The following is a 13,342-nucleotide window of genomic DNA, read 5'->3' on the forward strand; positions in this document are numbered from 1 at the left end:
CCGGAGCCGTTCCGGGGTGCGGAGCGGCCACCGCACACGGGGAACCCCGGCCGGTCAGGGGGGTGACCGGCCGGGGCGGCGGAGGGGTGGCGGCGGGGCGGTCGCCTCTCGGCGGGGACGCCGCGACCAACCGGCCACATATAGGTGAACGCTCAACGACACGGGGGCGTTCCGTTCACTCGCCGTGAGCTGCGACACCCACGCGCCCGGACAACGAACCCGGGTCAGCCGTTCAAGGACCCCATCAGCTCCGGAGCGTAACGGTCACCCGAGACCACCCCGCGCGGAGCCACGGCCTCGATGCGCGCGAGGTCGGCGTCGGAGACCGCCACGGCGGTGGCGGCGGCGTTCTCCTCGAGGTACCGGCGCCGTTTGGTGCCCGGAATGGGCACCGCTCCCCGGCGCAGCGTCCAGGCCAGGGCGAGCTGCGAGGGGGTCACGCCCTTCTCCGCGGCGAGGCGGCGGACCTGGTCGACGACGGCCAGGTTCCGGCCGAAGTTCTCGCCCTGGAAGCGGGGATCCGTACGGCGGAAGTCGTCCGCCGCGAAGTCGTCGGGGCTGGTGAGGGCTCCGGACAGGAAACCCCGGCCGAGCGGCGCGTAGGCGACGAGGCCGATCCCCAGCTCGCGCAGGGTGTCCAGGACGCCGTTCTGCTCGATGCCGCGCTCGAAGAGGCTGTACTCCGTCTGCACCGCGGCGAGCGGATGGACGGCGTGGGCGCGCCGGACGGTGGCGGGCGCGGCCTCGCAGAGGCCGATGTGGCGGACCTTGCCGGCGGCGACCAGCCCGGCCATGGCGCCCACGCTCTCCTCGATGGGCACGGCGGGGTCGACGCGGTGCGGGTAGTACAGGTCGATGTGGTCGGTGCCCAGGTGGCGCAGGGAGCGGTCCGCCGAGCGGCGGATGTAGTCCGGGGTCGCGTTGTGGCCGAGGAAGGTGCCGTCGTCGGCGAACTCGACCCCCGTCTTGGTGGCGATCACGGCCGCTTCACGGCGCCCCGCGAGCGCCCGGCCCAGGAGCTGTTCGTTGAGGAACGGGCCGTAGCCCTCCGCGGTGTCCAGCAGCGTGACTCCGAGCTCCAGCGCGCGGTCGATCGTGGCGAGCGACTCGGTCTCGTCGGTGGCGCCGTAGTGGGCGCTCATCCCCATCAGACCCAGCCCTTCGGCGCCGACCCGCAGGCCCTGACCGCCCAGTGTGCGCGTTTCCATGGTGGTTCTCCTCGCGAAAGTAAGTAACTAACTGGATAGGTCAACCATGCACCTCCCTCGCATCCGATGTCAATAACCGGATAGTTACTTGCTAGGCTGCGGACATGGCAAGGGACTCCAGCGCGACCAAGGCACGGCTGCTCGACGCGGCCTTCTCCGAGTTCGCGACGTACGGCATCGCCGGGGCGCGGGTCGACCGGATCGCCGAGGCCGCGCAGGCCAACAAACGGCTCATCTACGTCTACTTCGGCAACAAGGAGGAGCTCTTCGACGTCGTGCTCCAGCGCGCGCTGGAAGACGGTTCGGAGTCGGTTCCCTTCAGTGCCGAGGACCTGCCCGGCTACGCGGGCGCCGTTTTCGACCACCTCGTCGAGCGGCCGGCGCTGATGCGGCTCGTCCAGTGGAAGCAGCTGGAGCGGCCGGGGGCGACGGCCGCCGAGGCCGAGTCCTACCGCGGCAAGATCGCGGTGGTGGAACGGGCCCAGCAGACCGGCGCCGTCGATCCCGCGATCGACGCGGCGGACGTCCTCACCCTCGTGATGGGGCTGGCCCAGGCTTGGTTCGGCGCGGTCGGCGGTCCCGCCGCGGGCGACCCGGGCGCCGGCTGGCCGTCCGAGCGGCTGGCCCGCCACCGCGAGGCGGTCGTGGAGTCCGTACGGAGGATCACCGCGGCGCCGCGCCCGGGGACCCCCTGAGGAACCCTCCCCGCGCACACTCTCCGGGGCCCCGGCCGGCAGCCGGGGCCGGCCGGACGGGACGGTGGCGACGCGGCCCGGCGGCCGTCAGTGCGGCCGCTCGACCGGCGAGGGCCGCGTTCCGTCCGGCTCCGGTCCGGTGCCGGGCCCGATGCGGATCTCGAAGTCCCCGTCGTACTCCTCGTGGCCCGCGACCACGGCCTGGGCGACGGCCTCCTCGCCCATCTCCCCGCGGACGATCAGCGGGTCCCGGCGGAGGTCCCGCATGAGGGCCACACACATGCCGATCATGACCAGGGTGAACGGCGCCGCCACCAGGATCGTCAGGTTCTGCAAACCGGCGAGCGCGTCGCCCTTGCCGTTCCCGATGAGCAGCATGATCGCGGCGACGGCCCCGGTGACCACGCCCCAGAAGACGACCACCAGTCGGGCCGGTTCGAAGACGCCCTTCTGGGAGAGGGTGCCCATCACGATGGACGCCGCGTCCGCGCCCGACACGAAGAAGATGCCGACGAGCACCATCACCAGCAGGCTCATCACGGTGGGGATGGGGAACTCCTGGAGCACCCCGAAGAGCTGCCCCTCCGGCGTCGTCTCGCGGCCGAGTTCGCCGCTCTCCTGGAGCTTCATCGCCGTACCGCCGAAGATGGCGAACCACACCAGGCTGACCGAACTCGGCACCAGGATGACACCGCCGATGAACTGGCGGATCGTACGGCCGCGGCTGATCCGGGCGATGAACATGCCGACGAACGGCGTCCAGGAGATCCACCAGGCCCAGTAGAAGACCGTCCAGCTGCCGAGCCAGTCGGCGACGTCGCCCGCGCCCGTGGCCTCCGTGCGGCCGATGAGCTGGGGCAGGTCGCCGATGTAGGCACCCACCGAGGTGGGGAGCAGGTCGAGCACGATGATGGTCGGCCCGGCGATGAACACGAAAGCGGCGAGCACGAGGGCCAGCACCATGTTGATGTTCGACAGCCACTGGATGCCGCGCTCCACGCCGGAGACCGCGGAGGCGACGAACGCGACGGTCAGCACGGCGATGATCGCGACGAGCAGACCGGTGCTGACGGTGTCCATCCACCCCAGCTCCTGGAACCCGCTGCCGATCTGAAGGGCGCCCAGCCCCAGGGAGGCGGCGGAGCCGAAGAGCGTGGCGAAGATGGCGACGATGTCGATGACGCGGCCCGCGGCCCCGTGGGCGTGCCGGGCGCCGATGAGCGGCTCGAAGACCGCACTGATCGTCTGGCGGCGGCCGCGCCGGAAGGTGCTGTAGGCGATGGCGAGTCCGACGACCGCGTAGATCGCCCACGGATGGAGCGTCCAGTGGAAGAGCGTGGTGGCCATCGCCGTCTGCATGCGCTCGGCGGAGTCGACGGGGTGCGTGCCGGGCGGGGGCGTCTGGTAGTGCGAGAGCGGTTCGCTCACGCCGTAGAACATGAGCCCGATGCCCATGCCCGCGCTGAACATCATCGCGACCCACGACACGGTGCGGAACTCGGGGGCTTCCCCCTCGCGGCCGAGGTGGATGCGGCCGTAGCGGCTGATGGCGAGCCAGAGCGCGAAGACGACGAAGCCGGTGGCGGCGAGCATGAAGGCCCAGCCGCCGTTGTGGATGAGCCCCTTCAGCAGTCGGCTCGACACGCTTTCGAGTGAGTCGGTGGCCAGGGCGCCCCACAGCACGAAGGCCAGCGTCAGGCCCGCCGTGACGCCGAAGACCACCTTGTCGGTTCGGGAACGAGAGCCGGCCGGCGGATCGTGCGACAACGAAGTCCCCTTCCACACATGACCGAAACTGGTCATTACGGTATAGACAACGGCATATCACGCTTCGCTCATGGAATCGGTCTCATGGGGACGATGGTGCGCGGATGTCGCGGACCGCACGCTGCCGCGCCCCGGGCCGCGTTGGCCCAGTCGGGGACGCTTTGGGCGCGGCCGCGCCGATGTCCGGGGCGATGCGCGAGCGGCGGGCCAGGCTCTGACGGACGCGAACCACGGCTTGGCGGAGGTCAGTACATGCCCGGTGCCCCCCGCGTCCGCCCGCCGCGCTTGCCCGGCGCACCCCGTGTCCGGACACCCCTCGCCCGGCCGCCACGCACCCCCGGCCTCCTCCCCCGCCGCCCGGCGCGCCACCACGGGCTCGGGTCCGCCGGGTGACGGGCGGCCAGCCGCGCGGCGGGCCGGCGGTCTACCTCGTCGCGGCGGTGGCGGGCTGTTTCGTGGGGCTGGTCGGCGGCAGCTTCCGCTGGTGCCTGGTGTGGGCCGAGGAGTCGCGCGGGTCCCTGCTGGGGGCGGCGGAGCGGCTCGGCGGCCCGGGCTGGCTCGTTCCGGTCGCCCTCACCGCGGTGGGCGCCGCCGTCGCGTGCGCCATCGCCCTGCGGGTCCCGCTCGCCGCCGGCAGCGGCATCCAGGACGTCGAGGCCGTGTGGCGCGGGGAGCGGGAGCCGAGGCCGCTGTGGCTCCTGCCGGCCAAGTTCGCGGGCGGCCTGATCGCCATGGGCTCGGGCCTGCTGCTCGGGCGGGAGGGCCCCACCGTCCACATGGGGGCGGCGATCGGGGCGGAGGCGGGGCGCCGTACGCGCGCGAGTCCGCAGGACGTCACCCTGCTGCACACCTCGCTCGCCGGCGCCGGCCTGGCGGTGGCGTTCACCGCACCCCTGGGCGGGGTGGTGTTCGTCTGCGAGGAGGTGACCAAGCGGGTCCGGCCGCGCCTGGTCCTGCTCACGCTCATCGGCACCGCCACCGCCGTCGGGTGCTCGCAGCTCGTCGTGGGCGACCGGCCCGTGTTCCAGGTACCGGACACGGCCGCCCCACCGCTCGTCCTGCTGCCGGTGTTCCTCCTGTTCGGCGTGGTCACCGGCGCCCTGGGCGCGGGGTACAACCGCCTCGTCCTCGGCTCCCTGGCCTTCTGCGACCGCGTCACCCGAGTCGGTCCGGTCGCGCGGGCCGCCGTCATCGGGGCCGTCGTCGGCCTGCTGCTCGGCATCGATCCTCTGCTGGCCGGCGGCGGGGACCGGCTGAGCGGGCAGCTGCTGGCCGGCGACGTGCCGGTGGTGACCGTCCTCGCGGGGTACCTCGTCGTACGGTTCCTGGCGGGACCGCTCAGTTACGCGGCCGGCACCCCGGGCGGGCTCTTCGCCCCCCTGCTGGCACTGGGCGCCCTGTGGGGGGCGCTCGTCCACGGGCTCGCGCTGCCCCTCCTCCCCCACGACGGATCCGGCGCCGCGTCCTTCGCGATCGTCGGCATGGCGGCGCTGTTCACCGCGGCCGTCCGGGCACCCGTGACGGGCATCGTGCTCGTCGTCGAGATGACCGGGGCCACGTCCCTGCTGGTCCCGCTGCTCACGGCCTGCTTCGCCGCGACCCTGACCGCCGACCGGATGGGCAGCGCGCCCGTGTACGACAGCCTGCGGCTGCGGATGCCCGGGCGGCCGTGACCCTCGGGCCGGCCGGAGCCGGGCAGGTCCGCACGGACCTGGCCCCGGCCGCTGCCCCGGCCACTGCTCCGTGGTGAGCGTCCCTCCGTCGCGCGCACACACCACTATTTGACATGTTTTCGGGTGATTCACCGCTACGTTGATCCGGTGACCGCCGCCGCACCTCCCGCCGCACCCCCTCCGGCCTCCCCCGCCAGGGCCCTGCTCCCCCTGATCCTGCCCGCCCTCGTCATCGGAGTGGGTTCCAGCCTGCTGCTGATCGGCGTGAGCGAGGCGGCCGATCTGCTCAAGGACGTCCTGTGGAAGACCCTGCCCGACGCCCTCGGCGTCGGGCCCTGGTCCGTCGCGTGGATCCTGGCCGTCCTGACGGCGACCGGGCTCGCGGTCGGGCTCGTGGCGTGGAAGGTGCACGGGCACGCCGGCCCCGACCCCGCGACCACGGGCCTGGTGGACGCCCCGCTGCCCCTGGGTGTGGTTCCCGGGCTGCTCGTGGTGACCGGACTGGCCCTGGCGGGCGGGGTGAGCCTGGGCCCGGAGAACCCGATCACCGCCGCGAACATCGCCCTCGCGTACTGGCTGGGGCGGCGCCTCGCGCCCGGCAGTCCGGCCCAGATGTGGGTGGCGCTGGGCGCGGCGGGTACGGTCGGCGCGCTGTTCGGCACCCCTGTGGCGGCCGTGCTGATCCTCACGGAGTCGATGGTGTCCGCCCCGCGGCCGGCCACCCCGGCGGCCCCCGGCGAACGCCCGCCCACCCTGTGGGACCAGCTCTTCGCCCCGCTGATCGCCGCGGGAGCGGGCGGGGTGACGAGCGTGCTGCTCGCCGCGCCGACCTTCCACCTGCCGCTGCCGCCGTTCTCCGGCCCGCACTGGCCCGACCTGATCGCCGCGCTCGTGATCTCCTCGGCCGGGGCGGCCCTGGCCCTGGCCGGCGTCTACGCCTTCCCCTACGTCCACCGCGTCTTCCACCTGCTGCCGCACCCGGTGCTCGCACTGACCCTGGGCGGCCTGGTGCTGGGACTCCTCGGGGCGCTCGGCGGCAAGCTCACCCTCTTCAAGGGGCTGGAGGAGATCGGGGTCCTCGCCTCGGATCCCGGTGCGTACTCGGCCGGTTCGCTGCTCCTGATGACCGTGGTGAAGCTGGCCGCCGTCCTGGTGGCCTGCGGATCCGGGTTCCGCGGCGGCCGCATCTTCCCCTCCGTCTTCGTGGGGGTCGCGCTGGGTCTGGCCGCGAACGCCCTGGTGCCCGCCGTGCATCCGGCGGTCGGCGTGACCTGCGGGGTCCTCGGGGTCCTGCTGGCCGTCACCCGGCAGGGCTGGGTGAGCCTGTTCACCGCCGGGATCCTCGCCCCGGACCCGGGCCTGCTGCCGCTGCTGTGCGTGGCGCTGCTGCCGGCCTGGCTGCTGGTCAGCGGCCGGCCGCAGATGCAACTCGACGGATCGGGCTCCCCGTTGCGCTGACCGCTCCCCCGGCCGGCGGGGGTCCGGGGAGCGCGGACCCGCTCGTCGGCCGGACGCGGGGCCGGCTTCAGCGGCGCAGCGCGTCCGCGTCGCCCATGACGACGACGGGGCGCCGCTCGGGGTCGAGCCAGCGCAGCAGCTCGCCCATCTGCGTTTTCGCCAGGGAGACGCAGCCCTCGGTGGGGCCGTTGTGGTCGACGTGCAGCCAGATCCCGCCGCCCCGCCCCTCGCCGAGCGGCCGTGTCCGGTCCAGGGGCGAGGTGCCCGGCTCCCGGTTGTAGTCGATCGCGACCACATAGTCGAAGGAGCCCGCGAGGGGCTCGCCCAGCGAACCGGTACCGCCGATCGTGAAGGCGGGTCCCTGGTCGTACGGGAGCCGGGTCCCCGGATTGTCGAGCAGCCCGCCCGCGCCGGTGAGTCCGTAGACCCCGACGGGCGAGCGCAGATCGCCCTGGGTGTGGTGGTCGGTCCAGCCCCGCCGGCCGTTGTGCGCGGGCCAGCCGGGCCCGGTGAGCGGCGCCGGGGTCCAGCCCCCGGCCGCGTCGCGTTCGTACAGGGTCACCGCGGACGTGGCGGAGTCCGGGTCCAGACCGGTGACCACGACCGCCTGCCGCGCGTCTCCGGGGACTCCTCCCCTGGTCAGGGGTCCGAGTCCGGGTATCTCGGCGGCGCGCCCTTCCTGCGCCACGGCGGCACGTCCGGTTCCGGCGCCGGCGGCCGGCGCCGCCGCGGGCGTACCGTCACAGCCGGGCAGGGTGGTGAGGGCGGCCAGGGCCAGGACGGCGGCGGGCAGGGCGCGGCGCGCATGCATGGGTGCGGGGGCCTTTCATCGGGTCGGGCAGGGCGGGCCGGGCGGGCGGGCGGGTTCGCGGCGCGGGCCACGGCACGCCGCCCGTGGGGTCGGCTGCCCCGGCCTCGGCGAAGTACGCCGCCGCCGCGCCCCGTTCGTCCGCGGCCGGTGACGGCGGCGGACCGGCGCGGCGGCGGGCCCGGCGGGGTGTGCCCGCCCGGTGTCGGCCGGTCCGGTGTTTCGCGGAACATTCATACCTCCGGGTGAGAGCGGGCCCCGGGGAGCGGATCGCCGGCCGGACTTCCCTACCGTGAGCTTCGGGGGCCGCGGGCAGCAGCCCTCATGGCGCGTCGACTCATGCCGGGGAGCTTTGCGTGGCGCAGCAGTACACGAGGTCGGTCCGGCTGCGTCTTCGCTACCGGTTCGACAACCTGGTGGCACGGGGGACCGCCGTGCTCATCAGCTGGCTGGCGCTGGCCTGCCTCTGCTTCGTGGTACCGATGAGCCTGGTCCTCGTGTGGGCCGACCGCAGGGTCCCGCCCACCGCTTCCGGACGGCTCACGGCCGTGTGGGTGGCCGTCGGCCAGACGCTCAAGATCGGGGGCGCGGTCGGCTCCCCGCTCTTCGTGCTGGCGTCCGTCTCGCTCGCCCTGGTCGCCCTGCTGTTCGTGTCGACACTGGTCAGTCTGATCACCACCGGGATCGACCGCCGCATCATGGCGCTCCGGCTCGGTCACTCCACCGTCCTGGAGACGCGGCACACCGTCGTCCTGGGGTGGTCCGACCAGATCCTTCCCGTGGTCGCGGAGCTGGTCGCCGCCCATGCCAACCAGCGCCGGTCGGCCATCGCCGTCCTGGCCCCGAAGGACAAGGTGGAGATGGAGGACGAGATCTCCACCCACATCCCGGCGACCGGCGCGACCCGGATCATCTGCCGCAACGGCAGCACCACCGATCCCACCGTGCTCGCCCGGGTGAGCCCGGAGACCGCGAAAGCGGTGCTCGTACTCCCGCCGGGCGGCCGGGGCGGCGACGCCCACGTGGTGAAGACCCTGCTCGCCCTGAACGCCGCAGTCCCCGGGGCGGGCAGCGCCCCGGTGGTGGTGGCCGCCGTCCGCGACGCCCGCAACCACGTCACCGCCCAGCTGGCCGCCGGCCCCTGGGGGCACGTCCTCTGCGTCGACGACATCGTCGCCCGGCTGCTCGTACAGACGGCCCGTCAGCCCGGTCTCTCGCTGGTGTACCAGGAGTTACTGGACTTCGACGGCGACGAGTTCTACACGGCCGCCGCCGAGGACCTCGCGGGCCGTACCTTCGGCGAGGCACTCCTGTCGTTCACCACCTCCTCGGTGGTGGGCCTGTTGGGCGCCGACGGGAGCGTCGCCCTCAATCCGGCCCCGGACACGCCCGTCAGCGCCTGCGACCGGATCATCGTCATCTCGCGCGACGACGACACGGTCGTACGGGCGGACGCGGACTCCTTCGTGGACGAGGACGCGATCGTCATGACGGAGCCCGGGACCCCCCTCGCCGAACGCCTGCTCCTGCTCGGCTGGAACCGGCGCGCCCCGCTCATCGTGGAACAGCTCGACCAGTACGTCAGCCCCGGAACCACGCTGGACGTGGTGGCCCTCGGCGGTGGCTCCCCGGACGGGTCCGGCCCGGACGTCCGGCCGGCCCGCGGCCACCTCGAAGTGTCCTTCCAGCGCGGGGACATCACCGATCCCGGCGTGCTGGCCAAGCTGGACGTGCCGTCGTACGACAACGTGATCGTCATCGGCGAGATGGGCCACGGTCCCGCGGCGGCGCCCCACCCCGCCCCCGGAACGGGTACGGCCCCGGGGACGGGGCCGTCCGGACCGGAATCCGAGACCGGGACGGAGATGGACGACAGGACACTGGTCACGCTGCTGCACCTGCGGGCGATCGGGGACGCGGCCCACCGGGACCTCTCCCTCACCACCGAGATGTCCGACGACGGCAACCGCCTGCTGGCGTCCGCCCGGGAGGGGGCCGACTTCATCGTGAGCGGTCGGATGATCAGCCTCCTGATGACCCAGATCTCGGAGAGCCGCCACCTGGCCGACGTCTTCGAGGAGCTGTTCACCGCGGAGGGGAACGAGCTCTACCTGAAACCGGTTTCCGACTACGTCCGGCTGGACCGCGAGGTCGCGTTCGCCACGGTCGTGGAGTCGGCGCTGCGCCGCCGGGAATGCGCGATCGGATACCGGCTGCGCGCGGACGCCGCCGACCCCGGCCACGGCGTGCGGATCAACCCCGACAAGCGACAGCGGGTCCGCTTCGCCGAGGGCGACCGGCTCATCGTGCTCGCCGAGAGCTGAGGGAGCCACCGAGGAGGGACGCCCGAGGCTGCCGTATACGTCTGAGGGCCACGCGGCTCGTGCCGCGCGGCCCTCAGACGTATGTCCGTGGTGCCCCTGAGGATCAAGCGGACCCGGTGATCAGTCGGACCGGGTGATCAGGCGGTACCCGGTGATCAGGCGGGGGTTATGTTCTCCGCCTGCGGGCCCTTCTGGCCCTGCGTGATGTCGAAGGTCACGGCCTGACCCTCCTGGAGCTCGCGGTACCCGGAGGCGTTGATCGCCGAGTAGTGGGCGAAGACGTCGGGGCCGCCGCCGTCCTGGGCGATGAAGCCGAAGCCCTTCTCCGCGTTGAACCACTTCACGGTGCCCGTAGCCATAGCAATGCCTTCCAGTCGATGATCGTCGCCCACCGGTGCGGGAAACGGAGGTGATCGCCCTGGTCCAGGCACAACGCAACAGAACTGCCCACACCAAGGAGATGCGGGCAGAAGGCACTTCGAACCACGACAGCTACCGGCACGCTACACGGACGGTACGCACCGTCACCAGAGGAAGCGGCCACTCAACATCAGTTGGCCACGCTCCCCGCGCCGGCCGTCAGGCCTGCGGGGAACCCGCCGCTCGGCGGTACTCGGCATTGATGCGCTGCGCTTCCTCCAACTGGTCCTCGAGGATGACGATGCGGCAGGCCGCTTCCACCGGGGTGCCCTGGTCGACGAGTTCCCGCGCCCGCGCCGCGATCCGCAACTGGTAGCGGGAGTAGCGCCGGTGGCCGCCCTCGGAGCGGAGCGGGGTGATCAGGCGGGCCTCTCCGAGGGCACGCAGGAAGCCCGCGGTGGTTCCGAGCATCTCGGCGGCCCGGCCCATGGTGTAGGCGGGATAGTCGTCGTCGTCCAGGTGACCGCCGAGCGGGCCTGTGGGGTTCTCTGCTGTCATCTGCACCTCTGTCGAAGTTTCACGTAAGCCCTCGGGGAACGCATGGAGGGGCCCTGGTGCCGTGTGGCACCGGGGCCCCGAGGGAAATTCAACACCATCCGCCGGCCCTAGTACTGCGCCGACCTTCCGTTTCCGCCGCCTCGCCCCGAAGAAGGGTGGGGGTGCGGGGATCGCGTATGCGTGACCGGGGACCACCTTCCGTTCCGGCGTTTCGCGGCGCCCGGGCCCAGCCGTGGGCCCGGGCTGCCCGGCAGTTCATGTCCGCCAGGGCACGTTCAATCTTGGCTACGCAAGAAACCATAACCAGGCGACCGCGCAATGTCTACTCCGGCCACCATAGGTTTCCGCGCGTTCGACTCCGAGTCATCAGGCTTCGACCGACCCGGCGGATCCGGGCGCGCAGGACACCGCACACACACGCCCGATCACACAGAGTGTTTCAAAGAGGGGCGAGTGGTAACACTGGGTGAGGAGAAGTGCAGTCGACCGCAGGGAGGCGGGACACATGTCCGTGGGTACCGTGATCATCCTCAGCGTGGTGGCTGCGATCATCGCCGCTCTCGTACTCGCTCCACCGGTGACGCCGGGCCTGGCGGGCGAACGGCCGGGCGGGCGGGAGCCCCAGCCGGAGCAGCAAGCGGGCCGGTACCGGAGTACCGGCGGGCCGCGCCTGCCCCGGCGCCGTCTCCGCACGGTTCCCGAGCCCCGCTCGGGCCGCTTCCGCCGCACCGCGGGGTGACCGAAACGCCCCGCCCCACCCGACTTCGGGCAAACCGGCACATGGCCCCGGCGACTTGGGGTACCCGGAAGGGCGGGGCACGAAGCACGCTCGGCCCGGTCGATGGCGGCGCGCCCGTGCGGTGGCCGCGCCGAGGACGCCGGGAGGCGGGGCGCCGTCCTTCGCCCCCTCCCCCGTTCGGGTAGGGACCGGATGGCAGCGAGTCGCATCGCCGGGCCGGGTGCGGGCAGGGTCCGGACCCGGACGATCCAGAGAGCAGGTGAGCCTGATGAACACGACGAAGACCAACGCCACCATCGTCCGCTCCACGACGGCCGTCGCCGGCGCCCGGAACTCCGTCAGGGCGTTCCTCGACGGGCTGCGGCAGCCTTCTGTCGACCAGGACTCCGCGGACAGTGTCGTCCTGGTCGTGTCCGAACTCGTCACGAACGCCCTGCGCCACGGCGGCGGCGCCTGCACGCTGGATCTGACCGCGCACCCCGAAAGCATCGAGGTGGCCGTTCACGACGGCAGTCCACACGCGCCGCGCATGCGCGTCCCCGATCTGCACGGCGGCAGCGGGGGGTTCGGCTGGCCCATGGTGAACCACCTCGCCCGCGCCACCGCCGTCACCCGCAGGACCGGCGGAGGCAAGACGGTGAGCGCGCTCTTCGCCCGCTAGCCGCCGGGCGGGCGGCGGGCCGAACGAGGGCGGCCGGCTGACCGGCTGACGGATCATGCGATGAGGGCCCGACCGGCGTGCCGGTCGGGCCCTCATCGTGATGCGTCCAGCTCGCGGCTCTCTCGCCCGTACGCCGGTCAGACGGCCGCGGGGGCGCCGATCATCGCGGCGCGCCCCAGGAGCGGGCCGGCGACGGGCGCGGGCACGGCCTTGGCGACGGTGCGGCAGGTGAAGCCGAGCTGCGTCATGGCCCGGAACACCTCACCGGCGCTGAAGTCGCGGCGGTCCTGACGGGTGATGACCTCACCCACCTGCTTGACCGGGTACTGGCGGCGGCCGATGATCACCGACTCGGCGGTCACCAGCTCGGGCTTGATGCCCTTCATCGATTCCAGCACGCCGCTCTTCGTCAGGTCGAACGGGAAACGGGCGATGACACAGCGCATGATGCCTCACAGGGAGAAGGGGAGGACGGTCCGGCCGGGTGAGGCGGTTCAGCGGGTGAGAGCGAGGACGCCGAGGGCGCTGCCGTGCTCGTCGACCACGGGCAGGGCCCGCAGCCGCCGGTAGCGCATGGCGTGCTCCGCCTCGGCCATCGTGGTGCGGGTCGAGGTGAGGGGCCCGAGGTCACCGGCGAGGTCGCGCAGCCGGATCCGGTCCGTGTACCCGGCGCTGTCGCGCAGGGCGGTGAGCCGTGCCCGGGTGACCAGCCCGGTGCACTCGCCGTACTCGTCGCAGACGAGCAGGTGCCCGGCGCGGGCGCTGGCCATGACGGCGAGGGCCACCTCGACGGTCATGTCGTCGCAGACCTGCGGCCCGGCGGCGTCCATGGCGTCGGCCACGGTCCTGCGCACGGGATCGGCGTGCGCCGGTCGGGGCTGTGTCTGAACCAGCGTCACGAGGTGCCTCCTGCAGAGATGGGCCGGCTTCCGGATCACAGGGCCTTTCAGGCCGCCGCGTCGAAGGAGGACTGACGCTGGCCGGTCCGCCGCTGTCCCTGTGCGGGGCGGCTGCGGCGTCCGCGGGAGGAGGCGGCGCTGCGCTTGGGGCGGTCCGAGACGGGGTTGGTGATGGTGACGGGGATCCCGGAG

General features: G+C 72.9%; 13 protein-coding genes. 6 read left to right on the forward strand and 7 right to left on the reverse strand.

All coding sequences use genetic code 11. The features are described from left to right. Positions 1 to 224: 224 nt before the first annotated feature. Positions 225 to 1,208 carry an aldo/keto reductase gene (locus ABT106_RS17165; RefSeq protein ID WP_351277767.1) on the reverse strand — a complete coding sequence of 328 codons (984 nt, stop codon included), beginning with the start codon at positions 1,206 to 1,208 and terminating at the stop codon, positions 225 to 227. Positions 1,209 to 1,312: 104 nt separating this feature from the next. Here ABT106_RS17165 and ABT106_RS17170 point away from each other — a divergent pair, with 104 nt between their 5' ends. Beyond that, entirely contained in the window at positions 1,313 to 1,903 is a 591-nt protein-coding gene (locus ABT106_RS17170; protein WP_351277769.1) for a TetR/AcrR family transcriptional regulator, read from the forward strand. 87 nt (positions 1,904 to 1,990) lie between these two features. On the opposite strand, the gene ABT106_RS17175 is transcribed toward ABT106_RS17170, so the two are convergent. Further along, complete coding sequence (locus tag ABT106_RS17175; protein WP_502979403.1) at positions 1,991 to 3,706, reverse strand: BCCT family transporter; 1,716 nt, start codon at positions 3,704 to 3,706, stop codon at positions 1,991 to 1,993. 353 nt (positions 3,707 to 4,059) lie between these two features. On the opposite strand from ABT106_RS17175, the gene ABT106_RS17180 reads away from it, so the two are divergent. Together ABT106_RS17180 and ABT106_RS17185 are read left to right on the forward strand one after the other, a co-directional pair. Continuing rightward, positions 4,060 to 5,343: a ClC family H(+)/Cl(-) exchange transporter gene (locus ABT106_RS17180; RefSeq protein WP_351277774.1), complete on the forward strand. Its 1,284-nt coding sequence runs from the start codon at positions 4,060 to 4,062 to the stop codon at positions 5,341 to 5,343. A 147-nt stretch (positions 5,344 to 5,490) separates the two neighbouring features. Further along, complete coding sequence (locus ABT106_RS17185; RefSeq protein WP_351277777.1) at positions 5,491 to 6,801, forward strand: ion channel protein; 1,311 nt, start codon at positions 5,491 to 5,493, stop codon at positions 6,799 to 6,801. Between the two features lie 67 nt (positions 6,802 to 6,868). Here ABT106_RS17185 and ABT106_RS17190 read toward each other — a convergent pair whose 3' ends face one another. Continuing rightward, positions 6,869 to 7,612, reverse strand: coding sequence for a hypothetical protein (locus ABT106_RS17190; protein WP_351277779.1), 744 nt, complete (start codon positions 7,610 to 7,612; stop codon positions 6,869 to 6,871). Positions 7,613 to 7,965: 353 nt separating this feature from the next. Here ABT106_RS17190 and ABT106_RS17195 point away from each other — a divergent pair, with 353 nt between their 5' ends. Next, the gene (locus ABT106_RS17195; protein WP_351277781.1) at positions 7,966 to 9,933 is read left to right on the forward strand and encodes a CASTOR/POLLUX-related putative ion channel; all 1,968 of its coding nucleotides are present in this window, start codon (positions 7,966 to 7,968) and stop codon (positions 9,931 to 9,933) included. A 155-nt stretch (positions 9,934 to 10,088) separates the two neighbouring features. Here ABT106_RS17195 and ABT106_RS17200 read toward each other — a convergent pair whose 3' ends face one another. Continuing rightward, positions 10,089 to 10,292: a cold-shock protein gene (locus ABT106_RS17200; RefSeq protein WP_267726646.1), complete on the reverse strand. Its 204-nt coding sequence runs from the start codon at positions 10,290 to 10,292 to the stop codon at positions 10,089 to 10,091. A gap of 220 nt (positions 10,293 to 10,512) precedes the next feature. Next, positions 10,513 to 10,851: a helix-turn-helix domain-containing protein gene (locus ABT106_RS17205; RefSeq protein ID WP_351277784.1), complete on the reverse strand. Its 339-nt coding sequence runs from the start codon at positions 10,849 to 10,851 to the stop codon at positions 10,513 to 10,515. A 505-nt stretch (positions 10,852 to 11,356) separates the two neighbouring features. Here ABT106_RS17205 and ABT106_RS17210 point away from each other — a divergent pair. Then, positions 11,357 to 11,590, forward strand: coding sequence for a hypothetical protein (locus ABT106_RS17210; protein WP_351277787.1), 234 nt, complete (start codon positions 11,357 to 11,359; stop codon positions 11,588 to 11,590). A gap of 268 nt (positions 11,591 to 11,858) precedes the next feature. After that, positions 11,859 to 12,251, forward strand: a complete 393-nt coding sequence (locus ABT106_RS17215; RefSeq protein WP_351277788.1) for an ATP-binding protein — start codon at positions 11,859 to 11,861, stop codon at positions 12,249 to 12,251. A gap of 137 nt (positions 12,252 to 12,388) precedes the next feature. Here ABT106_RS17215 and ABT106_RS17220 read toward each other — a convergent pair whose 3' ends face one another. Beyond that, complete coding sequence (locus ABT106_RS17220; RefSeq protein ID WP_267726641.1) at positions 12,389 to 12,697, reverse strand: SCO5918 family protein; 309 nt, start codon at positions 12,695 to 12,697, stop codon at positions 12,389 to 12,391. Positions 12,698 to 12,745: 48 nt separating this feature from the next. Beyond that, entirely contained in the window at positions 12,746 to 13,150 is a 405-nt protein-coding gene (locus ABT106_RS17225) for a CBS domain-containing protein (RefSeq protein WP_351277792.1), read from the reverse strand. Between the last annotated feature and the right edge of the window lie 192 nt (positions 13,151 to 13,342).

Origin of the sequence: Streptomyces sp. NPDC002044 (genome assembly GCF_040296725.1) — a bacterium.
In the GTDB taxonomy this organism is placed as follows: domain Bacteria; phylum Actinomycetota; class Actinomycetes; order Streptomycetales; family Streptomycetaceae; genus Streptomyces; species Streptomyces antarcticus.